Origin of the sequence: Streptomyces sp. NBC_00322, from assembly GCF_036147535.1 — a bacterium.
In the GTDB taxonomy this organism is placed as follows: domain Bacteria; phylum Actinomycetota; class Actinomycetes; order Streptomycetales; family Streptomycetaceae; genus Streptomyces.
Map to the genome: position 1 here is coordinate 8,065,052 of NZ_CP108019.1, position 21,924 is coordinate 8,086,975.

The 21,924-nt window shown below is 69.8% G+C and carries 19 protein-coding genes; 6 read left to right on the top strand and 13 right to left on the bottom strand.

The genetic code is table 11. The annotated features are described in order from the left end of the window. The first annotated feature begins 42 nt into the window (after positions 1 to 42). Entirely contained in the window at positions 43 to 1,611 is a 1,569-nt protein-coding gene (locus OG905_RS36780) for a cellulose binding domain-containing protein (RefSeq protein ID WP_328681346.1), read from the top strand. A gap of 67 nt (positions 1,612 to 1,678) precedes the next feature. Here the strand turns inward: OG905_RS36780 and OG905_RS36785 are convergent, their stop codons facing one another. Continuing rightward, positions 1,679 to 2,743, bottom strand: a complete 1,065-nt coding sequence (locus OG905_RS36785) for an AI-2E family transporter (RefSeq protein WP_328681347.1) — start codon at positions 2,741 to 2,743, stop codon at positions 1,679 to 1,681. A gap of 384 nt (positions 2,744 to 3,127) precedes the next feature. On the opposite strand from OG905_RS36785, the gene OG905_RS36790 reads away from it, so the two are divergent. After that, positions 3,128 to 5,347 (top strand): NADP-dependent isocitrate dehydrogenase, encoded by a 2,220-nt coding sequence (locus OG905_RS36790; protein ID WP_328681348.1) that lies wholly within the window; start codon positions 3,128 to 3,130, stop codon positions 5,345 to 5,347. 57 nt (positions 5,348 to 5,404) lie between these two features. On the opposite strand, the gene OG905_RS36795 is transcribed toward OG905_RS36790, so the two are convergent. Continuing rightward, positions 5,405 to 6,136 (bottom strand): TetR/AcrR family transcriptional regulator, encoded by a 732-nt coding sequence (locus OG905_RS36795; protein WP_328681350.1) that lies wholly within the window; start codon positions 6,134 to 6,136, stop codon positions 5,405 to 5,407. A 188-nt stretch (positions 6,137 to 6,324) separates the two neighbouring features. Here OG905_RS36795 and OG905_RS36800 point away from each other — a divergent pair, with 188 nt between their 5' ends. Next, positions 6,325 to 7,548: a saccharopine dehydrogenase family protein gene (locus OG905_RS36800; protein ID WP_328681351.1), complete on the top strand. Its 1,224-nt coding sequence runs from the start codon at positions 6,325 to 6,327 to the stop codon at positions 7,546 to 7,548. A 274-nt stretch (positions 7,549 to 7,822) separates the two neighbouring features. Then, entirely contained in the window at positions 7,823 to 9,190 is a 1,368-nt protein-coding gene (locus OG905_RS36805; RefSeq protein WP_328681353.1) for a DUF1996 domain-containing protein, read from the top strand. A gap of 77 nt (positions 9,191 to 9,267) precedes the next feature. Here OG905_RS36805 and OG905_RS36810 read toward each other — a convergent pair whose 3' ends face one another. Together OG905_RS36810 and OG905_RS36815 are read right to left on the bottom strand one after the other, a co-directional pair. Beyond that, complete coding sequence (locus OG905_RS36810; protein WP_328681355.1) at positions 9,268 to 10,218, bottom strand: DUF5996 family protein; 951 nt, start codon at positions 10,216 to 10,218, stop codon at positions 9,268 to 9,270. A 98-nt stretch (positions 10,219 to 10,316) separates the two neighbouring features. Beyond that, positions 10,317 to 11,153, bottom strand: a complete 837-nt coding sequence (locus OG905_RS36815) for a hypothetical protein (protein ID WP_328681356.1) — start codon at positions 11,151 to 11,153, stop codon at positions 10,317 to 10,319. Positions 11,154 to 11,267: 114 nt separating this feature from the next. Between OG905_RS36815 and OG905_RS36820 the strand changes: the two genes are divergently transcribed. Both OG905_RS36820 and OG905_RS36825 read left to right on the top strand, forming a co-directional pair. Further along, a complete protein-coding gene (locus OG905_RS36820) occupies positions 11,268 to 12,746 on the top strand; it encodes a glutamate--cysteine ligase (RefSeq protein ID WP_328681357.1) in 1,479 nt (492 codons plus the stop codon). 207 nt (positions 12,747 to 12,953) lie between these two features. Beyond that, on the top strand, positions 12,954 to 13,505 hold the full coding sequence (locus tag OG905_RS36825; protein ID WP_328681359.1) for a hypothetical protein: 552 nt from the start codon (positions 12,954 to 12,956) through the stop codon (positions 13,503 to 13,505). An 81-nt stretch (positions 13,506 to 13,586) separates the two neighbouring features. On the opposite strand, the gene phzG is transcribed toward OG905_RS36825, so the two are convergent. From phzG to OG905_RS36870, 9 genes are all read right to left on the bottom strand, one after another. After that, positions 13,587 to 14,252 (bottom strand): phenazine biosynthesis FMN-dependent oxidase PhzG, encoded by a 666-nt coding sequence (gene phzG / locus OG905_RS36830; protein ID WP_328681361.1) that lies wholly within the window; start codon positions 14,250 to 14,252, stop codon positions 13,587 to 13,589. Then, positions 14,245 to 15,081: a PhzF family phenazine biosynthesis protein gene (locus tag OG905_RS36835; RefSeq protein WP_328681363.1), complete on the bottom strand. Its 837-nt coding sequence runs from the start codon at positions 15,079 to 15,081 to the stop codon at positions 14,245 to 14,247. The genes phzG and OG905_RS36835 overlap by 8 nt, the downstream gene beginning before the upstream one ends. A gap of 40 nt (positions 15,082 to 15,121) precedes the next feature. Further along, positions 15,122 to 17,062 carry an anthranilate synthase family protein gene (locus OG905_RS36840; RefSeq protein WP_328681365.1) on the bottom strand — a complete coding sequence of 647 codons (1,941 nt, stop codon included), beginning with the start codon at positions 17,060 to 17,062 and terminating at the stop codon, positions 15,122 to 15,124. Next, positions 17,059 to 17,421, bottom strand: a complete 363-nt coding sequence (locus OG905_RS36845; protein ID WP_328681367.1) for an isochorismatase family protein — start codon at positions 17,419 to 17,421, stop codon at positions 17,059 to 17,061. The genes OG905_RS36840 and OG905_RS36845 overlap by 4 nt, the downstream gene beginning before the upstream one ends. Continuing rightward, positions 17,418 to 18,623: a 3-deoxy-7-phosphoheptulonate synthase gene (locus OG905_RS36850; RefSeq protein WP_328681369.1), complete on the bottom strand. Its 1,206-nt coding sequence runs from the start codon at positions 18,621 to 18,623 to the stop codon at positions 17,418 to 17,420. The genes OG905_RS36845 and OG905_RS36850 overlap by 4 nt, the downstream gene beginning before the upstream one ends. A 28-nt stretch (positions 18,624 to 18,651) precedes the next feature. Next, positions 18,652 to 19,140: a PhzA/PhzB family protein gene (locus tag OG905_RS36855; RefSeq protein ID WP_328681371.1), complete on the bottom strand. Its 489-nt coding sequence runs from the start codon at positions 19,138 to 19,140 to the stop codon at positions 18,652 to 18,654. A 247-nt stretch (positions 19,141 to 19,387) separates the two neighbouring features. After that, positions 19,388 to 19,696, bottom strand: coding sequence for an SCO5918 family protein (locus OG905_RS36860; RefSeq protein WP_328681373.1), 309 nt, complete (start codon positions 19,694 to 19,696; stop codon positions 19,388 to 19,390). Between the two features lie 55 nt (positions 19,697 to 19,751). Then, complete coding sequence (locus OG905_RS36865; RefSeq protein ID WP_266485221.1) at positions 19,752 to 20,150, bottom strand: CBS domain-containing protein; 399 nt, start codon at positions 20,148 to 20,150, stop codon at positions 19,752 to 19,754. 61 nt (positions 20,151 to 20,211) lie between these two features. Further along, positions 20,212 to 21,756 carry a DEAD/DEAH box helicase gene (locus OG905_RS36870; protein WP_328681376.1) on the bottom strand — a complete coding sequence of 515 codons (1,545 nt, stop codon included), beginning with the start codon at positions 21,754 to 21,756 and terminating at the stop codon, positions 20,212 to 20,214. Between the last annotated feature and the right edge of the window lie 168 nt (positions 21,757 to 21,924).

Genomic DNA, 21,924 nt, shown 5'->3' on the forward strand with positions numbered 1-21,924 from the left:
AGACGCTTTGGTATAGACCAAGCCCGCTCGGTGGAGGCAGCAATGCGAAGATCGTTAGCGCTCGTCGTCACGCTCATCGGGGCATTCGTCCTGTTCCTGGCCCCACCCGCCGCCGCTGCCACGCCGACGGCGGCGTTCTCCAAGACGTCGACCTGGGACGGCGGTTACCAGGGCGCGTACACCATCACCAACGGCGGCAGCTCCACGCTGACCGGCTGGACCGTCGAGTTCGACCTGCCCGCGGGCACCTCGGTCGGCGCGTACTGGGACGCGTTCCTGACCCAGAGCGGAAGCCATTACGCCTTCAAGAACCGCGAGTACAACGGCACGCTGGCGCCCGGAGCGACCGCGGCATTCGGCTGGGTGTCCGGTGGGAGCGGCACGCCGGTGAACTGCAAGCTCAACAGCGCTCCCTGTCAGGGCGGTTCGGGCGGCGGCGACACGACGGCGCCCACCGTGCCGTCGGGGGTGAGCGTCGGCTCGGCGACCAGTTCGTCCCTGACCGTGAGCTGGACGGCGTCGAGCGACGACTCGGGCGCGGTCGCGGGCTACGAGATCTCCCGTGACGGCGGCACGCCCGTGACCGTGGCAGGCACCACGTACTCCGCCACCGGCCTGCAGGCGGGCACGAGTTACTCGTTCCGTGTCAGGGCCAAGGACGCCGCAGGCAACACCTCGGCCTACAGCTCGGCGGTCAGCGCTGCGACGAGCACGGGTGGCGGTACGCCCCCGCCCGGCGGCGTACGCACCGCGCCGTATGTCGACATGGGCGCCTGGCCGACCCCGAGCATGCCCGCCATGGCGTCGGCGAGCGGGCTCAAGAGCTTCACCATGGCCTTCGTCACCGCGTCGAGCTGCAAGGCCATGTGGTTCAACGCCTATGACCCGCGGTCGGGTTGGGCCAAGGACCAGGTCGACGCCATCCGCGCGGGCGGCGGGGACGTCAAGATCTCCTTCGGTGGCGCCAGCGGCATCGAACTGGCCCAGGCCTGTTCGTCGGTCGACGCGCTGTACGCCGAGTACAACGCGGTCGTCACCGCCTACGACCTGACCTATGCCGACTTCGACATCGAGGGGGCGGCCACGGCCGATCCGGCCTCGGTCGGCCGCCGTTCCCAGGCTCTGGCGCGTCTCCAGCAGGCCCACCCGGGGCTGCGCATTTCCCTCACGCTCCCGGTGCTGCCCGAGGGGCTGACCGCCGACGGGCTGGCCGTCGTGAAATCGGCGCGGGACGCGCGGGTGAACCTCGACGTCGTGAACGTCATGGCGATGGACTACTACCGCAGCATCGACTACGGCGACGCGGCCGTGCAGGCCGCGCAGAGCACATTCACCCAGCTGAAGTCGCTGTACCCGGCCAAGAGCGACGCCCAGGTGTGGGCGATGGTCGGGGTGACCCCGATGCTCGGCCAGAACGACGACGGGCGCATCTTCGACCAGGCCGACGCGCGCCAGCTGGTCACCTTCGCCCAGGGCAAGCACCTGGGTGAGCTCGCGTTCTGGGAGGCGACCCGCGACCGCAACGCCTGCACGGGCGCGCTCTACATGTGCACCAACATCCCGCAGTCCCCGTACGAGTTCTCGAAGATCTTCGCGGCGTACACGGGCTGATCCCCAGGCGCGGCGCACGAGCGCCCCGGTCCCGGTGAGGGCCGGGGCGCTCACCCGCCGCAGGGCATTACGGGCCGGGGGAGGCCGCCGTCTCCACCGGTTCCGGTTCGGGCGCCCGGCGCAGCGCCTGACGGGCCGACCACAGGACGGACACCAGCGGTACGGCCACCACCGCGCCCAGGATCCCGGCCGCGATGGCGCCGCCGATGACCGTGAGCGCGACCACCACCGGGTGGAGCCGAACCGCCCAGCTCATCACGATCGGGTGCAGGAGATGGCCCTCGATCTGCCCGATGATCACGATGAGCGCGATGACCAGCCCCGCGATGAGCGGACCTTTCGCCGCCAGGGCCACCACGGCGGCGACGGCCAGGGCGATGGGCGAGCCGATGAGCGGAATGAAGGCGGCGAAGAACTCCAGCAGAGCCAGCGGGAGCGCGAGCGGTACGCCGAGGATGAACAGGGCCACGCCGACCAGGACGGCATTGGTCGCGGCCACCAGCACGATGCCGTGGGTGTAGCCGGTGAACGTCCGCCAGGCCGCCCTGCCCGCGATCGCGACCCGTTCCCGGGCAGCCGCCGGAAGCTGCTCGCAGAACCAGCCCCACTGCCGGTCGCCGGAGTGGATGAAGAAGACCGAGCAGAACAGGGCCAGCGCGAGCACGGTCAGCACCTCGACCAGCCTGTGCGCGCCGCTCACCGCCGTACTGATGAGGGTGGAGCGGTGGCTCGACAGGAACTCCCCGATCCGGGACTGGAGGTCGGTGAGTGCTTCGGGGTTGAGCCGGAACGGCGGCTTCTCGAGCCAGCGCTCGATCCTTCCGACGCCTGCCTCGAACTCCCGTTGTAGTCCGGCCCGCTCTCCTGCCACCGACTCGCCGATCAGAGCCAGCACCCCGAGGACGATGACGATGCTGCCGAGCAGGGACACGGCGACCGCGAGCGGTCGCGGCATCGCGCGCCCCAGCAGGTCGGCCACCGGCCGCAGCATCGCGGTGATGACCATGCCGAGAAACACGGCCACGGCGATCTCGTGGAACCGTCCCAGCACCGAGAAGACGGCATAGACGAGGGCGCCCACCACGAGGATCCGCCAGGCGTACGAGGCTGCCGTCTGCAGGGCGTGATGCACCGGCAGGCGGTCGCCGGGCCGGGAGCGGGACAGCGGCCCCCCGCCCGGGGTTCCGGCTGCGGGGCGGCTGATGCCGTGCAGGGCTTGACGCGTCGCAGTGCGGATCCGGCGCCGGCGCCCGACGGAGGGCCGGCCGGGGTCCGGGTTGCTGGGCTGCGGATCCGATGGCCACATCCACAAGCACGTACCACCGGGGGCGCCCCCTGCCACGCCACCGGCGCGATATTCGCCCGAAGGCACCCCGATCCATGGCACCCGGATGCCTGCCCGGCACAGGTCGTGCCCCGGCTCCGCTTCCCGGTGGGGCAGGGCCCTGCCGGGCGGCGCCCGATCACGGGATATCTTGATGTCGAGCAATGTTGCAGACGTGGAGTGGAGTATCCGGTGACTGACTCGACCATCATCTATACGCACACTGACGAGGCCCCCGCCCTGGCGACCTATTCATTCCTGCCTGTGGTCGAGGCGTACGCCGCGACGGCCGGTGTCAGGGTGGAGAGCCGTGACATCTCCCTGGCCGGCCGGATCATCGCCAGCTTCCCCGAGCGTCTGGCGGAGGGGCAGCGGATCGAGGACGCCCTCCACGAACTGGGCGAGCTCGCCAAGACTCCCGGCGCGAACATCATCAAGCTGCCGAACATCTCGGCTTCGATTCCGCAGCTGAAGGCTGCGATCGCCGAGCTGCAGCAGCAGGGCTACGCGCTGCCCGACTACCCGGACGACCCGAAGACCGACGAGGACAAGGACGTCCGCGCGCGGTACGACAAGGTCAAGGGCAGTGCCGTGAACCCGGTGCTGCGCGAGGGCAACTCCGACCGCCGTGCCCCGGCGTCGGTGAAGAACTACGCCAAGACCCACCCGCACCGGATGGGCGCCTGGACCGCCGACTCGAAGACGAACGTCGCGACCATGGGCGCCGGTGACTTCCGCTCGACCGAGAAGTCCGCGGTCATCGCCGACGCCGGCTCGCTGCGGATCGAGCTCGCCGGTGACGACGGCAGCACCACAGTTCTGCGCGACTCGGTGCCCGTCCTCGCGGGCGAGGTCGTCGACGCGTCCGTCATGCGCGTCGCCGAGCTGCGCGAGTTCCTCACCGAGCAGATCGCCCGCGCCAAGGCCGAGGGCGTGCTGTTCTCCGTGCACCTGAAGGCCACGATGATGAAGGTCTCCGACCCGATCGTCTTCGGTCACGTGCTGCGCGCCTTCTTCCCGAAGACGTTCGCCGAGTACGGGGAGACGCTGGCCGCGGCCGGTCTGAGCCCCAACGACGGACTCGGCGCCATCTACCAGGGCCTGGAGTCGCTGCCCGAGGGCGCGAAGATCAAGGAGTCCTTCGAGGCCGAGCTCGCCGCCGGTCCCGAGCTGGCCATGGTCGACTCCGACCGCGGCATCACCAACCTGCACGTACCGAGCGATGTCATCGTCGACGCCTCCATGCCGGCCATGATCCGCACCTCCGGTCACATGTGGGGCCCGGACGGCCAGGAGGCCGACACCCTCGCGGTCCTGCCCGACAGCAGCTACTCCGGCGTGTACCAGGTCGTCATCGACGACTGCCGTGCGAACGGCGCCTTCGACCCGTCGACGATGGGTTCCGTACCCAACGTCGGTCTGATGGCGCAGAAGGCCGAGGAGTACGGCAGCCACGACAAGACCTTCGAGATCCCCGCCACGGGCACGGTGCGGGTCGTCGACGGCAACGGCAATGTCGTCCTGGAGCAGACGGTGGGCGCCGGCGACATCTTCCGCATGTGCCAGGCCAAGGACCTGCCGATCCAGGACTGGGTCAAGCTCGCCGTCACCCGCGCCCGCGCGACCGGCGCCCCGGCGGTGTTCTGGCTCGACGAGAGCCGCGCGCACGACGCGCAGCTGATCGAGAAGGTCAAGGCATACCTCGCCGACCACGACACCGACGGTCTGCAGATCGAGATCATGTCGCCCGTCGAGGCGACCGCGTTCTCGCTCGAGCGCATCCGCCGCGGCGAGGACACCATCTCGGTCACCGGCAACGTGCTGCGTGACTACCTGACCGACCTCTTCCCGATCCTGGAGCTCGGCACGAGCGCCAAGATGCTGTCGGTCGTCCCGCTGATGAACGGTGGCGGTCTGTTCGAGACGGGCGCCGGCGGCTCCGCGCCCAAGCACGTCCAGCAGCTGGTCAAGGAGAACTACCTGCGCTGGGACAGCCTGGGCGAGTTCTTCGCGCTCGCGGCCAGCTTCGAGCACCTCGCGCAGACGACGGGCAACGCGCGCGCCCAGGTTCTCGCCGACACCCTCGACCGGGCGACGGCCACGTTCCTCAACGAGGACAAGTCGCCGACCCGCCGCGTGGGTGGCATCGACAACCGCGGCAGCCACTTCTACCTGGCCACGTACTGGGCCCAGGAGCTGGCCGGGCAGACGGACGACGCGCAGCTCGCCGGGGCGTTCGCGGCTCTCGCCAAGACGCTCACCGAGCAGGAGCAGACGATCGTCGACGAGCTCCTCGCGGTGCAGGGCTCCCCGGCCGACATCGGCGGCTACTACCAGCCCGACGCTGCCAAGGCCGCGGCGGTCATGCGTCCGTCGGCGACCTTCAACCAGGCCATCGCGACGCTCGGCTGACGCCAAGGCGGCGGCACGGAGAGCCTGTGTCCGCACCTGTTCCGCCCCGGTCGGCACTCATGCCGACCGGGGCGGCTGCGTTTTCCGGGCCGTGCACCCGAGCTGGGCGGATGCGCTGTCCAGCAGCATGTCCAGGGCCGTGGGATACGCGCTGTGGTTCATGCGGGCGACGAGCAGGTGCGCCGTGGCCGCCACGTGGGGATGCGTCGTCGGGGGCAGCCGGGCGTAGGTGGCCCGCCAGACTTCCTCGTCCGCCTCGCGCGCCGCGGCAGGCAGCGCGAGTGAGGCCGCGTCCAGCGCGGCGAAGGCCAGGGTCTGGTCGATGAACGCCTGATAGATCCGGACGGCATCGGCGTCCGCGAAGCCCGCGGTACGCAACACCCCGAGGATCGTCTCGTCGGCTGCGACCTCGTGCGCCCTGCCGGACACCCGACTCGCGGTGAGGACGGCTGCCTGCGGGTGCCCGAGGTACGCGGCGTGGATGCGCAGCCCCAGTTCCCGCAGGTCGGCCCGCCAGTCACCGATGCTCTCCCAGCCCGCCACGGCCCGCCCGACGAGCACGTCCCCGATGGCGAGCGTCAGGTCGTCGATGCCGCTGAAGTACCGGTACAGGGTGCTCGGATCCGCGCCCAGGGCGATGCCCAGGCGGCGCACGGTCAGGCCCGCGCTGCCGTGCTCACGCAGCATGCGCAGGGCGGTCTCAATGATCAGCTGCTCGGAGAGCACCGCCCCGTTCTTGGTGGGACGACGGCGTCGCCGGGCCTCTTCCGGCACGACGGGCTTGGCCACAGCACGCTCCTTCCACGGTGACCGTCCGGACCCCGGCGAGCTTATGCCAACACCATTGACGTGAAAAGGGGCGCAGGCGTTGGATCGATGACAACGGGCGCCGCGGCCGGAGCAGCGCCTTGCCTGTTATGTCCGCTGTATCTGCTATGCCTGCACTGCCTGCTGTGCCTTGGAAACGGAGTTCTGTCATGCGTGTTCTGCTCGTGGGAGCCGGCGGCGTCGGTACCGCCATCACCCGGATCGCGGCCCGCCGATCCTTCTTCGACCACATGGTCGTCGCCGACTACGACCTCTCCCGCGCCCAGTCCGCCGTCGCGGCCCTTGAGCCGGACGGCCGCTTCCGCGCCGTACGGATCGACGCGAGCGACGAGGGGGCCGTCACCTCTCTGCTGAAGGAGCAGCGATGCGACGTGCTGCTCAACGCGACCGACCCACGCTTCGTGATGCCGCTGTTCCAGGCGGCCCTGGCCGCCGGGGCGCACTACCTGGACATGGCGATGTCGCTGTCCTGCCCGCACCCGGAGCGACCGTACGAGCAGTGCGGAGTCAAGCTGGGCGACGCCCAGTTCGAGCGGGCCGGGGACTGGGAGAAGGCCGGATCGCTCGCCGTCGTCGGCATCGGCGTCGAACCCGGCCTGTCCGACGTCTTCGCACGGCACGCCGCCGACGAACTCTTCGACGAGATCGAGGAGATCGGCATCCGCGACGGGGCGAACCTCACGGTCGACGGCTACGACTTCGCACCCTCGTTCAGCATCTGGACCACCATCGAGGAATGCCTCAACGCACCCGTCGTCTACGAGGCGGGCCGCGGCTGGTTCACCACCCCACCCTTCAGCGAGCCCGAGGTCTTCGACTTCCCCGAAGGGATCGGACCCGTCGAGTGCGTCAACGTCGAGCACGAGGAGGTTCTGCTGGTGCCGCGCTGGGTGGACGCGGGACGCGTGACCTTCAAGTACGGCCTCGGAGAGGAGTTCATCCGTACGCTGCAGACGCTGCACCTGCTGGGCCTGGACCGCACCGATCCGGTGCCCGTGCCCGCAGCGGACGGGTCGGGTACGGTCCACGTCTCCCCGCGCGACGTGGTCGCCGCCTGCCTGCCCGACCCGGCAACCCTCGGGGAGCGCATGCACGGCAAGACCTGCGCGGGCACCTGGGTGAAGGGCACCAAGGACGGCCGTCCGCGCGAGGTCTACCTGTACCACGTGGTCGACAACCAGTGGTCCATGCGTGAATACGACTGCCAGGCCGTCGTATGGCAGACCGCGATCAACCCGGTCGTGGCCCTGGAACTGATCGCCGCGGGCACGTGGACCGGCAGCGGTGTCCTCGGCCCCGAGGCGCTCCCCGCCCGGCCCTTCCTGGACCTGCTGACCGAGTACGGCTCGCCGTGGGGCATGCGCGAGCAGTGAGAGCGCCCGCTGACGTTCTTCAGGCCCGCGCCACCGCCCCGCCGGAGACGTACCCCTGACCCGTAACAAAACAATCTCGGTTCGAACTGAGCAGAACAGTCCCCGTCTCCGTATCCCTGTGCGTCGTGCTGTGCCCTCCGCCCGAGCGGGTGAGGGCACGGTCCGACTCGGCCGAGGGCACGAAGTCCCGGCGCGACGACCACAGAGGGGCGGCCCAGTGAGGTACAGGCAGAGACACAAGCGGTCCAGATGGATCGGCATCACGGTTGCCGGAGTGGCGGCTCTGGCCGTCGGGGGCGGGGCGCTGCTGATGACCGACAACAACGCCTCGGCCGCGCGCAGCTCTTGGGGCGGGCAGGCCGCACAGGCGCCGATGACCATCAACTGCCCTGACGTCGCGGTCCGTTTGTCGAACGTTCCGGAGCAGGCACGGCCGGCCGTGGACAATCAACTGGCGCAGCTGGACACTCAGGTCGCGGATGCCTACGAGCAACTCGCGGCGGGCGCCACGCAAACCGACCGGAACTGGGTGCGCACGCGCGTGCTGGACCCGCTCTCGTCCCAGCGCCGCGGCACCCTGGACCGTATCGCCACCGAGATCGACCGCGTCTCGAACCGGCCCGAGGGTCTGGAATCGATGGCCTCCTGCACCGTCAAGAAGGACGACGTGGCCCCCGCTGCCGCACCCGCGTCCGGCTCTGCGGCTCCGAACGCCCCCGCTCCGAGCGCTTCCGCCCCCGCCAACGGCGACAAGGCGCAGACCGGCCCCCGCAGGTCGGACTTCGTGGACATCCGCAGAGTGCGGCCCAATGCCGCGGCGCCGCGCCTCCAGGCCAACGCCTCGCGCGGCACATTCAAGTCCCGCTGCGGGCGCAACGAGAACAAGCATTTCAACCCCGACAACGTGATCGTCGCCCCCGGCGTGAGCAACGGCGCCCACCACATGCACGACTACGTCGGCAATCTCGAGACCGACGCCTTCGCCACCAACGACGACCTCGCCGCCGCCGGGACGACCTGCACCAACGGCGACCGATCCACCCACTACTGGCCGGTCCTGCGACTGCGCAACGGAAAGATCGAGACCGACGCGAACCTCCCCGGCGGAGGCCAGGACGGCAACGTCGGACGCATTCTCCAGCCCGCTTCCGTGCAACTCACCTTCCGCGGCAGCCCCGTCAGCAAGGTGACGGCGATGCCGACGTTCCTGCGCATCATCACCGGCGACGCCAAGGCGTTCACCAACGGAACGGCCAACGCCAACGCGTCCTGGAGCTGCACCGGCTTCGAGAACCGGCAGCTGAAGGACAAGTACCCGCTGTGCCCGCAGGGCAGCAATGTGGTGCGTACGTTCAACTTCCAGAGCTGCTGGGACGGCAGCAACACCGACAGCGCGAACCACCGCACGCATGTGGCCTTCGCCCGCCCCAACGGCACGTGTCCCAAGGGATTCACGGCCATACCCCAGCTGGTCCAGCGGATCACCTACAAGATTGCGCCCGGCTCGGTCTTCGCCGTCGACAGCTTCCCCGAGCAGTTGCACAAGCCCGGTACAGACCACGGTGACTTCATCAACGTGATGTCCTCGTCGCTGATGAGGAAGGCGGTGAGCTGCATCAACAGCGGCCGCAGGTGCGGCTGACGCCGGGCGGACCCGGCACGGCGAAGCGTGCCGCTGCCGGGTCCACGGCGGGCCTGCGTCCGTGAGCCCCGGCGGGTTCAGAGTCCGCCGGGCGGGAGGGGCAGTTGCGGGTCCGTGATTCCGCCTGGGGAGGCGAACTGGCCGACGTCCCAGCCCGCGCGCCGGGCACCGCCCTGGTACGCGCTCTCGTAGAAGGCGAGGACGAGGGCGCGAGGATCGCTCTCGGCGCGTGCCGCGTCGTAGGGCAGCACGGCCAGGTGGGTCTTGTAGCGCGCAACCCAGGACGCCGACGCGGGCTCGAGCGGCTCCCCGGTCAGCCCCGCGGGCTCGGGCGCCGTGTAGGAGTAGAAAGCGGGCTCGGGATACAGCTCGTCACCGAACCAGAATCCGAAGCTGATCAACTCCCGTGAGTACGCCTCTCGCGTCACCGGATCGACTTCCGGCGGCTGATCGGTGTGCCGCCCCGAGAACCGGGTGTGGGCGATGTCGAGCGTGTGCCAGAAATGATGGACGGGGCTGGCCTTTCCCGCGAAGCCGGCAGCGAATTCCTCCAGCACCACGGCCACCTGACTGAGGACTCGCCAGTAGCGGTTGACCAGTACGGGATCGTAGGCCGCGTGCTCGGTGTCCTTGGCGAACGGCCGACCTGCGTCGGGCAGGTCGTAGGGCCTGGGAATGTTGATTCTCACGCCGAGGCCCAGGGCGGCCAGAGCATCGAGAGTGTTGTCGTGGAAAGACGCGACGGACTGGCCCGCGAGTGGGAACGATCTCGCTCTGCCGTCCAGCGTCGAGACGACGAGTCGGTGGTCGACGAAGTCGAAGTCGACAGTGAAGACCGAGGTGCCGTCGACGTCTCTCATCGGACGTGTGGTGATGCCGCGGCCGGTGAGATGGAAGGGAACGTTCCACCAGTGGTTGCGCCGGGGACTCGCGGCGAGGCGGATCTTGCCGACGAGCTGCTCGAATCGGTGCAGTGTCTCCTTGGTGTCCTGCCACTGACTGAGCGGTATCGGCGGGAACAGCTCCATCGCGGCACCCTTCCTGCCCGGCGCGCCCGCTGGCCAGGCCCTTCCATGATGACCACGCCCGGCACGTACGGCATCCTGCCGCATCGCAAGACACGACCCTAGGGGCGCTCGAAGAGCTGCAGTACGCCTCCGACCGAGAAACACGCAGCGCCGGTGATGGTCCCCCAATTGGCGACGGCGGCGTTGATCACATCCCCGGTGCTCGGGTTGGTGAAGTCGGCCAGTGCCGCGACCAGGAACAGCACAGAGCCGAGCTGGTTGACGGCGACGATCCACCAGCCGAGGTTCCGTACGCGCAGGCGGGGAGGGCCGTGGCTGACCTCGACGAGGGCCAGGTGCCCGGAGATGAGGAAGAGCAGGCATCCGATGAGGTCCGGCGTCCAGATCAGCCGGTTCACCTGCTGGGAGGAGAGCCCCCGGAAGAAGGAGTCCAGAAGGTTGACGCCGAACACCAGCGTGCCCGCGAACAGGACGAACGTGCTCAGCCAGTCGATCTGCAGGGGCTCGTAACTCCACCACCGCCACCGATGCGTGACCAGGGTGCCGGCGTCGCTGCGGCGCCTCGGGGCGTTGACCGTCTGGAGCAGGGAGGCGTACGCGCCGGCGGTGAAGAACAGGCCCCCGACGAGGTAGACCGTGGCGCTCGGCGTCGGATCGCCGGACCCGAACTGGGCGAGTGTGGCGCCGAGGACGAACAGGGCTCCACCGATCGTGAACGACACCGCGGCCACCGCGTTGAGGGCGCGAAGCCGGTGGAGGGCTTCCTCGTCGGCGTACTGCGTGATGGCCTCGGCTCCCTCGGGCCGGACCGTGAGCGTCCCGCGTTTGCGGGCCGCACGTGATTCCCAGACCGCTGTGCCGCCCTCGGCGAAGCGCCAGGTGAGACGCGTGGTGAACGGTCCGGCGCCCTCGGCGCGCTCTTCGCTGTGACTCACGTGCCGAGCCTACGAGCGAGTGCACGCCGGAGCGCGGACCTCTTGGCTGGTCCGGGTGGCGGGGGAGTGGGACCCTATGAGTGGGGTGTCTGCCGAGGGGACTCGGGAGGGCCGATGGGACGAGACGTCCCGGCGCTGGAATTCACCCGTGACGACCGCCGCCGGTACCGGATCAAGATGCAGGAATGCCTCGACGCGTTCGCGCAGATGCTGCGTGAGTCGCGATTCGAGTTCGAGCGGCCCCAGGTGGGTCTGGAGATCGAACTCAATCTGGTGGACGCGAGCGGCGAGCCCACCATGCGCAACACCGACGTGCTGGAGGCGATCGCGGATCCCGCCTGGGCGACCGAGCTGGGCAGATTCAACCTGGAGATCAACATTCCGCCGCGGCGTCTGACGGCCGGCGGTCCCGACGCGTGGGAGCAGGAGATCCGGGACGCGCTCAATCACGCCGAGGGCCGCGCCGCGGCGGTCGGCGCGCATCTGATCATGGTGGGAGTCCTGCCGACGCTGCGCCAGCCGGACGTGAGTGAGGCGGCGCTGTCGGAGAACCCGCGGTACCGGCTGCTGAACGAGCAGGTGTTCGCGGCCCGCGGTGAGGATCTGCGGATCGCAGTGGACGGCGTGGACCGGCTGCGGACGTACGCGGACACCATCACGCCGGAGGCGGCGTGCACCAGTACTCAGTTTCACCTGCAGGTCTCGCCCGACGAGTTCGCGGGGTACTGGAATGCGGCACAGGCGATCGCGGGGGTTCAGGTAGCCCTGGCCGCGAACTCGCCGTTCCTGTTCGGTAAGGAGCTCTGGCACGAGACGCGCATCCCGCTCTTCGAGCAGGCCACCGACACCCGCTCGGAAGAGATCAAGGTGCAGGGGGTGCGACCACGGGTGTGGTTCGGAGAACGCTGGATCAACAGCGTCTTCGACCTCTTCGAGGAGAACGTGCGCTACTTCCCCGCACTGCTGCCCCTGTGCGACGAAGAGGACCCCAAGGACACCCTGGACGGCGGCGACACTCCTCAACTGGCCGAACTCACGCTGCACAACGGCACGATCTACCGCTGGAACCGCCCGGTCTACGCCGTAGCCCACGACAAGCCGCATCTGCGGGTGGAGAACCGCGTGCTCCCCGCCGGCCCCACGGTCGCCGACGTCCTCGCCAACGGCGCCTTCTATTACGGGCTGACGCGCGCCCTGGTTGACGAGGAACGGCCGGTCTGGTCGCGGATGTCGTTCTCGGCCGCCGAGGACAACCTGCACGCCGCGGCCCGCAACGGGATCGACGCGCGGCTGTACTGGCCCGGGATGGGCGAGGTGCCTGCGTCAGAACTCGTACTGAGACGCCTCCTGCCGCTGGCGCACCGGGGGCTGGAGCAGTCGGGAATGGATGCCGCGTGGCGCGAGCCGCTGCTGGGGATCATCGAGCAGCGGTGCGTCACCGGCCGCAACGGCGCGGTCTGGCAGAAGGAGATGTTCCACCACATCGATGCCACCGCCCATGTCAGCCACCATGAGGCGCTGCGGCGGATGACACGGCAGTACATGGAGTACATGCACCTCAACGCGCCTGCGCATACCTGGCCGGTCGAGTGATCCCGCGGCCCGGCGGGCCGGCCGCACCGGTAGGCGTGGCCGGGCCCGACACCGGCGCGCTCGTGGCAGCTGCGCTGTGTCACGTCGGCTACCGTTTGTCACTGAAAATGCCTGTATTTCGGGCATGGTGACGTCACGGCGGAAGGGCGCGCGCATGACCTCGATCCTGGCCGACACTGTGGTCGGCGCGCCCGGTTCCGTACCGGCATGACGACACCGGACCCGGAACCGCGACGCGGCGACGTCGCGCAGAGCACCGCCGCCACCGCCGCCCGCGCCGGCGACACCGCGGCCGCACGACTCAAGGAACGGATCTACGCGACCATCACCCTGGCCGCAGTGGTGGTGACTCTCTCGGAGGCAGACACGCACGACCCCGAGGAGGCGGCGCTCACCGTGGCCGGGGCAGCTCTCGGGGTCTGGCTGGCAACGCTGGTCGCCGACGAGCAGGCGCACCGTGCCGTGAGCAAGCGTGGCGCGAACCGGGCGGAGATCCGGACGACTTTGCATGTCTCCGCTCCGTTGTTGCTGAGCGCGGTGGGGCCACTGGTGCTGATCGGCGTGTCGGCGCTGGGCGCGATGGATCTGGGCACCGCACTGATGATCAGCGCCGGGGTGGAAGTGGCGACCCTCTTCCTGTGGGGCTGGCGAACCGGCCTGCGGATGGGCAACGGGCCGCTGAGCGCACTCGTCTCAGGCCTGTTGGACACTGCGATCGGCGTAGGGGTCGTGGGCGTGAAGCTCCTCGCGGGTCACTGAGCCGGGCGGCGAACGACCCATGGGCAGCGGGTCTTCGAACTTACGCATGCGCTCGCACCTGTGCCGGGGAGCACGGATCTCTCAGGGCTGCAGGCGGGTGGCGCTCCAGCCGTTCGGTGTGCGGTCGTAGCGGAGTCTTTCGTGCAGCCGGTCGGTGCCGTTCGCCCAGAACTCGATGGCGTGCGGGACCAGTTCGAGGGCGATATAGGTCAGCGGGCGTGGCTGCGGTCCCGCCTGGGCGAGGGCGTGGGCGCGGGCGCGCAGGGCGGGCACGTCGTCCAGGGGCTCGCTCTGGCGGGATGCGGTTGTCATCGCGTGGGTGAATACCGGCCTCTGGGCCCACAGGGCTTCGGTATCGGCGTCGGACAGCTCTCGTACCGGGCCACTGAGGCTGACCTGCCGGCTGGTCTCGCGCCAGTAGAGCAGGCCGGAGGCCCAGGGGTTGGCCCGTAGTTCGCGAGCCTTGCGGCTGGTTCGGTGGGTGGTGAAGACCAGGCCGCACTCGGTGAGCCGGGTGACGACCACGGTCCGCAGGGAAGTCCGGCGCTGGGCGTCGGTCGTGGCCAGAGCCAGGGCTCTGGGTTCACGTACACCGTGAGCGTGCGCGTCATCAAGCCAGCTGTGCAGCAGAGCGATCGGGTCGGGCGGCGGCGCCGCGTACTCGGGGAAGGCGATGTCTATGGTCGCCGTAAGGGATTCCGAGCCGGACCGGGTGCCGGGGCGCGCGTTCATGGGCAGGTCAGACATGGAGGGTCCCCTGGGCTGTGATCACGCCGTCGCCGCCGACCTCGACCGACTCGATGTGGGTTCCGACGCCTTCGGCGCGGGCGAGCATGCGGGAGGGGCGGCCCATCTCGACGCCCTGCATGATCTCGATGCAGCGGCCACGGGTGAGAGCGCCGTGCCGCAGGAGGTGGACGACCAGCGGGCCCGCGGCCGAGCCGGTCGCCGCGTCCTCGGTCACTCCGTAGGCGGGCGAGAACATCCGGCTGCGCCAGTGCGCGCCGTGACCGGCGAAGCAGTTGGTCGCCATGTCCTCGAAGGCGGCCAGCGCGCGGTGGTCGGGATTCAGCGCGGACAGTGCGCTCACGCTGTCCAGTCCGACGAACACGTGGCGGGGCCCGTTGTGGTAGATCTCCACGGGCAGCGTCGAGGCGGGCACACCCAGCGCTTCGAGAAGTTCCTCGGTCCGGTCGAACGGTTCCCAGGTGGGCAGCGGCTGTTGCATCCGGGCGGTGACCACCCGCCCGTCCGTGCGGTCCAGTTCGAAGGGGATGACGCTGACGGCGGTCTCCAGCTGGAGGCGGTCGCCCGGGATGCGGCGGGCCAGTGCGAGGGCGGTGCCCAGCAGTGGATGCCCGGCGAACGGCAGCTCGTTGACCGGCGTGAAGATACGGATCCGGGCGTCGCCGCCCTGACGCGGGCGCAGGACGAAGGTGGTCTCGGAGAGGTTCATCTCGCGGGCGATGCGCTGCATGAGCTCCGGGCTGAGGTCGTCGCTGTCGAAGAAGACCGCCACGGGGTTGCCGAGCAGGCGTTCTCGGGCGAAGACGTCCACGACGACGTAGGGGTGCATCCGATGTCTCCAATCACCGCTGGGAGCAGCGGCTTCGGGGTCAGGCGGGCACAGCGGCCGGGTGCTCGGTGGTGCCGGTGGGTGCGAGGGTCGGGCGCATCGCCTGGCGTACGGCCTGTGCCACGAGGCGGACTCCGTGCTGGGTGAGTACGGATTCGGGGTGGAACTGCATCGACGTGAAGTGAGGGCCGCGCAGCGCGTGGACCTCGCCGCTCACCCGGTCGCGGGAGACATCCACCCTGCCGACACCGTCGATGTGTGCCGTGTCGTGGCGACTGTGTGCGGCGTACGTGTTGTAGAAGCCGACCCGGACCCGGTCTCCGAAGAAGTCGATCTCCTGTTGCGCGCCCTGGTTGGGATGATCGCGGCGCTCCAGACGGAAGCCGAGCCGGAGACTGAGGACCTGGTGGCTCAGACAGACGGCGAGGAACGGCCGCCGCTGCGCGAGCAGCGTGTGCACCGCCGAGCGCAGGGCCTCCATGCGGGGGTTGCCCCGCTCGCCGGGGTCGCCGGGTCCGGGTCCCAGCACCACCAGGTCGTAGCCGTCGAAGGTGTGTGCCTGGTCGAACCGGCGCACGGTCACCGCCGGCCCGAGGGACCGGAGTTGATGGGCGATCATGGAGGTGAAGGTGTCCTCCATGTCGATGACCAGCACGCTGCGTCCGGTCAGTTCGGGCGGCGACTGCTCCAGCGGGGTGCCCGGCCGCAGCCAGAAAGACGCGAGGGTGTCGTTACGGCGCTCCAGCGCGGCGCGGACGCTGGGATGCGCGGCAAAGCGGGCGACTTCGCCGGGGTGCGTTTCGCGTGGTGCGGCGGGTCCGGACTCCAGGGCGGCGATCAGTCCGGCCGCCTTGGCCCGTGTCTCGGCCGCCTCAGCACCCGGGTCGGAGTGGCGCACGAGGGTCGAGCCGGCCCCGATCCGCACGCGCCCGGCCGGGCTGATGTCGGCGGTGCGGATGAGGATGGCCGAGTCCAGAGTGCGGCCGCCCTGCTCGTCGCGGCCGATGAGGGCGGCGATTCCGCTGTAGTAGCCGCGGCCCTGCTGCTCGTGCCGGGCGATGACGCGGCAGGCGCTCTGAAGCGGGCTGCCGGTCACGGTCGGCGCGAGCAGCGTCTCACGCAGGATGCTGCGTACATCGCGGGAGGTGCGCCCCTGGATGTAGTACTCGGTGTGTGCGAGCCGCGCCATTTCCTTGAGACAGGGGCCGGTGACGCGGGTGCCCGGCTCGCAGATCCGGGCCATCATCTTGAGTTCTTCGTCGACCACCATGCACAGTTCGTCGCTCTCCTTGGGGTCGGCGAGGAAGTCCATGACGCCGGTCAGGCTGGGGCCCCCGGCCGGGTAGCGGTATGTGCCGCTGATCGGGTTCATCACCGCCGTCGCGCCTCGTACGCTGATGTGCCGCTCCGGCGATGCCCCGACGAAGGTGCGTGAGCCGGTGTGGACGACAAAGGTCCAGTACGCACCCCCCTCGCTCTCCAGCAGTCGGCGGAAGAAGGCCAGAGCGCTGTGGGGCCCGTAATCGGTGATGTCGGCCACGAAGGACCGCTGGATGACGAAATTCGCCCCGGCGCCCGTGCCGATCTCGTCCGTGATCACCCGCTTGACGGTCTGTGCGTACGTGGCGTCGTCGCCGTCGAAGTGCCCGCCCGACAGGGAGGTCGCGACGCGCGGCAGCCGGGCGAGCGCTTCGCCGAGCGGCATGGTCTGCTGCCCGGTCACCGTCATCGAGATCAGCGGGGAGTGGTCGTCGTGGCAGGCGAATCCGCGTTCGGTGATCTGCCGGTAGGGGATGAGCACGAGTGTTTCGTGGCGGCCGGGCGTGGCTGTGCGCGGGAGCTGGATCCGGGCGAGCGTCGCGGGGTGCGTCACGCTGCCCGTGAGGATGTCCAGTTGGCCGGGGCCCGTGATGTGGGGGCGGTGGAGGATGGCGTACGCCGGCGGGGGATCGCGGAGGATCCGGTCCAGCAGGGTGGTCATGCCAGGGCCTCCTTGGTGGTGATGACCATGGCGCAGCACCGGGCGGCGTAGCTGAGGGCCATGCGGTGGCCGTCGAGGGAGAAGCCGGCGACGGCGTTGGGGACCAGGAAGGTCTGGAAGTCGTGACTGAACGCGTCGGCTGCGGTGTAGGCGGTGGGGATGCCGTGGACCCTGCACTGTGCGCGCAGGAGTGCGGTGTTGTGGACGAGTTCGCCGCGCAGCGAGTGGGGGAGCGGTGCGAGGACGTAGCGCTGCATGTCGTGGATGAGCAGTACGGCGCGGTCGGGATCGACGCTCCAGCGGGCGGTGTTGGCGGGCGGCCCGGCTGCGGCTGCCATGCCGGTCACGGGTGTACTCATGCCGGGTCCTCGTCCAGGTGGGAGCCGGCGGGGGAGAAGGCGGAGACGACGGACAGGGCCTGGTCGAGGTTGAGGCGGGGGTCGCACAGGCTCGTGGAGTGGCGCTCGCCTGTCCTGGCCAGGTCCGTCTCGTCGCTGACGCACTCCAGGACATCGTCCGGAGTCGTCTCCAGGTGCAGTCCCCCGGCGATGCCCCCGCCTGCCCGGACCGCCTGCCGGAACGCGATGACTTCGCGGATCGCGTGCTGGACGACGCGGGTCTTGGCGCCGTTGGCCCCCTGCACGGTATTGCCGTGCAGTGGGTCGGTCAGCCAGCTGACGGGGTGTCCGGCGGCGCGGACCGCTGCGACGAGGTCGGGCAGACGATCGGCCACGGTGTCGGCGCCCATCCGGGCGATCAGGGTGAGCCGGCCGGGCTGTCGCTCAGGGTCGAGGCGCTCGCACAGGGCGAGGAGCTCGCCCGGGGTGACGGAGGGGCCGACCTTGCAGGCGATCGGGTTGGCGATGGCGGCGAGGAGGGCGACATGGGCGCCGTCCACCTGACGGGTGCGCTCGCCGATCCAGGGCCAGTGGGTGGAGCCGAGATACAGCCTGCCCCCTTCGTCCCGGCGGAGCATGGGCACTTCGTAGTCGAGGAGCAGCGCTTCGTGGCTGGTCCAGACGGGCGCGTCGATACGCGCGCTGCCGGGCGGTGCTGCCCAGCCCAGGTGGGTCATGATGTCGCTGGCGGCCATGTAGCCGGTGAGGATGCGCAGGGGATCGGGCCTGCGGCTGTCCGGCGTCGGCTGTGGCCCGTTGACCATGTGCCCCTGGTAGGAGGGGAGTTCGAGGTCGCCGACCTGCTCGGTCCGGTGCGTACGCGGCTTGGCGAACTGTCCGGCGATCCGGCCGACGCGCAGTACCGGCCGGGCAGTGACCATACGCAGAGTTCCGGCGAGCAGTTCCAGTACGGCGATCTTGCGGCTGACGTGGGCGGGCGTGCACTCGCCGGGGTCCTCGGAGCAGTCGCCGCACTGCACGACCACGCACCGTCCGGCCGCGACCTGGGCCAGGAGACCGGAAAGCGTACGCAGGTCCTCGGGCCGTACGAGTGCGGGCCGGGCGGCGAGGGCATGGCGCAGCCGTCGTACTTGTACGGGGTCGCTCCACTGCGGCTGGTGCAGCGCGTTGTCGAACCGGGTCTCGCTCAGCAGGTCTTCCATCACATCAACCCTCGTTCCCGGCCGGCCTTCAGGTGGGAAGCCCTTCGCGCTTGATCCGGGGCACTGGGATGCCGAGCGCGCGCAGTTGCTCGCAGGGGTTCATGAACTCGCGGTTCTGCCTGATCTTTCCGTTGTCGAGCAGGAAGGAGTGCAGGAAGCGATTGTGGTAGTAGCCGTCCGGATAGCCCGGGAAGAGAATCTTTCCGCGGCCTTCGCACTCGACCCAGAAACGGTTCGGGTCCTGTGTCTCGAAAATCTGGATGTTGTACCACTCCCAGTCCGGGAAACAGGCCAGCGACCAGACGGCATGCTCGGCCAGCCGGTCCCGGCCGCTGATGACGATCGGTTCCCCGTTGTCGGTGGTCCACAGCCCACCGCTGCCGTCGGGGGTGAACAGCTCGTGCCGGCGCAGCCGGTCGGGACCTGTGGTGTGCATGTACATCTCGACGGTGGCGCGGTTGGTGCGGCGCAGTTCGGCCGCATCGGTGAAACCGTGCGTCACGACGGCGTCGGACATGGCTCTTCCCCCTTGAGGCGTGGACGGGCGCAGCGGGCGGGCGGTCAGCGCGATCGTCCAGGTCCGCGCTCGGGATCGGCTCGACGCCGGCTCGGCACTGACCTGAGGCGCGGTGGATTCCGGGCCGCGACGCGTCACGCCGGGCCCGGCGACCTGGTCGCAGACAGACGGAAGCGGGCCCCGACCGGCTGCCGGTCGGGGCCCTCGATGCTGTCCGGTCCGGGGTTCGCGCCCGTCCCGCTGTCGGTCAGATGCGCGCCGCTGTGCCGAGCTGCACGGACGCCGATTCGAGCGGGGTGAGGACGGGGGGAACGACGGGTGCGGGGGTGGCATGGCAGGTGAAGCCGAGGCGCGTGAGCGCCCTGGTCACCTCGCCGGCGGTGAAGTCACGGCGGTCCTGACCGGTGATCACCTCGCCGACCTGCTTGACGGGGAAGACGCGGCGGCCGATGGTCACTGACTCACCCGTGACGGGTTCGGGCTTGATGCCCTTCATCGATTGCTGCACGTCACTCTTGACCAGGTCGAAGGGGAAGCGGGCGATGACGCAGCGCATAGTGCCTCAACAGGGTTGGAGGGAAGGGCGGACAGGGATGCCGACCAGGGGGAGATCAGTTTCTGAGAGCGAGGACGCCGAGGATGTACCCCTCTTCGTCGACCACGGGCGATGAGCCGAGGGATCGGGCCCGCATGGCGTATTCCGCCTCGGGCAGCGAGGTCTCGGACAGGGTGAACGGTCCGCGGTCGTGCACGATGTCCCGCAACCGAGTGTCCTCGGTGTACCAGGAGCCGCCGCGGTACGCCGTGAGCTGGGCGCGTGAGACAAGACCGGCACAGCGGTCGTCCTCACCGCGGATGATCAGGTGCCCCACGCCGGCGCCGATGAGGACGGAGAGGGCGACGTCGACGATCATGTCGTCGCCGACCTGCGGTCCGGGTGCGGTCATGGCGTCGGCGGCAGTCAGCCCGATGCGGTCCGTCTGCCGTGGCTGCGTGAGAATCAGCGTCAAAGGACACCTTTCGTGTTCCGTGGATGATCAACCGGCTGGGCGTGCCTGCCGGGCTGCGATGTCATGCGGCGCTCTTGAACGAGGACTGGCGCTGCGAGGTACCTGCCCGCCCCTGGGACGCGGTGCGGGAGCGGCGAGCCTGGGAGGGACGGCTGCGCTTGCCGCGGGAGGACGACGAGCCGCCCTTCGCACGCTCCGGCACCGGTGCGGTGATGGTGACGGGAACACCCGAGGGCGCCTGGGCTCCGGTGATGCGGCTCAGTTCGGCCTCGCCGGAGCGCACCTGGGCGACGTGCGGGGTGATGCCGGCGTCGGCCATCAGGCGGGTCATGTCGCGGCGCTGATTGGGAAGGACCAGCGTGACGACGCTGCCGGACTCGCCGGCGCGGGCCGTGCGGCCGCCGCGGTGCAGGTAGTCCTTGTGGTCGCTGGGGGGATCGACGTTGACGACGAGGTCGAGGTTGTCGACGTGGATGCCGCGGGCCGCGACATTGGTGGCCACCAGCGCCGTGACGTGGCCGGTCTTGAACTGGGCGAGGGTGCGGTTGCGCTGGGGCTGGGACTTGCCGCCGTGCAGGGCCGCGGCCCGTACGCCGCTGTTCAGCAGGTGCTTGGTCAGCTGGTCCACGGCGTGCTTGGTGTCCAGGAACATGATCACCCGCCCGTCGCGGGCCGCGATCTCGGTAGTGGTCGCGTGCTTGTCGGCGCCGTGGACGTGCAGTACGTGGTGCTCCATGGTGGTGACCGCGCCTGCCGACGGGTCGACGGAGTGGACCACCGGGTCGTGCAGGTAGCGGCGGACCAGAAGGTCGACGTTGCGGTCCAGGGTGGCGGAGAAGAGCATCCGCTGGCCCTCGGGGCGTACCTGGTCGAGCAGCTCGGTGACCTGCGGCATGAAGCCCATGTCGGCCATCTGGTCGGCCTCGTCCAGCACGGTGATGCCGACGCGGTCCAGGCGGCAGTCGCCGCGCTCGATGAGGTCCTTGAGCCGGCCGGGGGTCGCCACGACGACCTCGGCCCCGCCGCGCAGCGCACCGGCCTGGCGGCCGATCGACATGCCGCCGACCACGGTGGCCATTCGCAGCTTGAGCGACCTGGCGTACGGGGTGAGCGCGTCGGTGACCTGCTGAGCCAGCTCGCGGGTGGGAACGAGGACCAGGGCCAGCGGCTGCCGGGGCTCGGCGCGCTTGCCCTCGGTCCGCGCCAGCAGCGCCAGGCCGAAGGCGAGGGTCTTGCCGGAGCCGGTGCGTCCGCGGCCCAGCGCGTCCCGGCCGGCCAGCGTGTTCGGCAGGGTGGCCGCCTGGATCGGGAACGGCACGGTCACACCCTCGGAGCGGAGCGCCGCCAGCAGGGGTGCGGGCATCTCCAGGTCCTCGAAGGCCTCGACAGCGGGCAGCGCCGGGGTGATGGTGACGGGCAGGGCGAACTCTCCCTGGCGCGCTGCGGGGCGGCGCCCGTAGCCTCCGGAGCGGCTGGGGGCGGACGAGCGGCCCGGAGCGCCCTGGCGTCCCTGCGACTGCGTACGGAAGCCGCCGCTTCTGCCGGAGCCGGCGCTGCCCTTGCGGCTGCGGGAGTAGCGGTCGTTCGTGCGAGCTGTGCGGTTCATGCAGAACCTTTCCTCGATGCGGCACGTATCGAGGGGTTCCCGGCAGCAAAAATGAGCAGCCATGAGAATCGCAAGAACGAGCCGGAATGAAAACGAAGACGAAGTACGGCCGCCGGCGAAAGCGGGGGGCCGATACGTCAAAATGAGTGACATGCGCCGGAGCGGCTG

Excerpts from the sequence above, each read along its gene's own strand:
- OG905_RS36825 (WP_328681359.1), top strand. The coding sequence starts at position 12,954 with ATGACGACACCGGACCCGGAACCGCGACGCGGCGACGTCGCGCAGAGC.
- OG905_RS36840 (WP_328681365.1), bottom strand. The coding sequence starts at position 17,062 with ATGACCACCCTGCTGGACCGGATCCTCCGCGATCCCCCGCCGGCGTAC.
- OG905_RS36845 (WP_328681367.1), bottom strand. The coding sequence starts at position 17,421 with ATGAGTACACCCGTGACCGGCATGGCAGCCGCAGCCGGGCCGCCCGCC.
- OG905_RS36820 (WP_328681357.1), top strand. The coding sequence starts at position 11,268 with ATGGGACGAGACGTCCCGGCGCTGGAATTCACCCGTGACGACCGCCGC.
- OG905_RS36835 (WP_328681363.1), bottom strand. The coding sequence starts at position 15,081 with ATGCACCCCTACGTCGTCGTGGACGTCTTCGCCCGAGAACGCCTGCTC.
- OG905_RS36800 (WP_328681351.1), top strand. The coding sequence starts at position 6,325 with ATGCGTGTTCTGCTCGTGGGAGCCGGCGGCGTCGGTACCGCCATCACC.
- OG905_RS36780 (WP_328681346.1), top strand. The coding sequence starts at position 43 with ATGCGAAGATCGTTAGCGCTCGTCGTCACGCTCATCGGGGCATTCGTC.
- phzG (WP_328681361.1), bottom strand. The coding sequence starts at position 14,252 with ATGTCTGACCTGCCCATGAACGCGCGCCCCGGCACCCGGTCCGGCTCG.
- OG905_RS36860 (WP_328681373.1), bottom strand. The coding sequence starts at position 19,696 with ATGCGCTGCGTCATCGCCCGCTTCCCCTTCGACCTGGTCAAGAGTGAC.
- OG905_RS36870 (WP_328681376.1), bottom strand. The coding sequence starts at position 21,756 with ATGAACCGCACAGCTCGCACGAACGACCGCTACTCCCGCAGCCGCAAG.
- OG905_RS36855 (WP_328681371.1), bottom strand. The coding sequence starts at position 19,140 with ATGTCCGACGCCGTCGTGACGCACGGTTTCACCGATGCGGCCGAACTG.
- OG905_RS36850 (WP_328681369.1), bottom strand. The coding sequence starts at position 18,623 with ATGGAAGACCTGCTGAGCGAGACCCGGTTCGACAACGCGCTGCACCAG.
- OG905_RS36810 (WP_328681355.1), bottom strand. The coding sequence starts at position 10,218 with ATGGAGCTGTTCCCGCCGATACCGCTCAGTCAGTGGCAGGACACCAAG.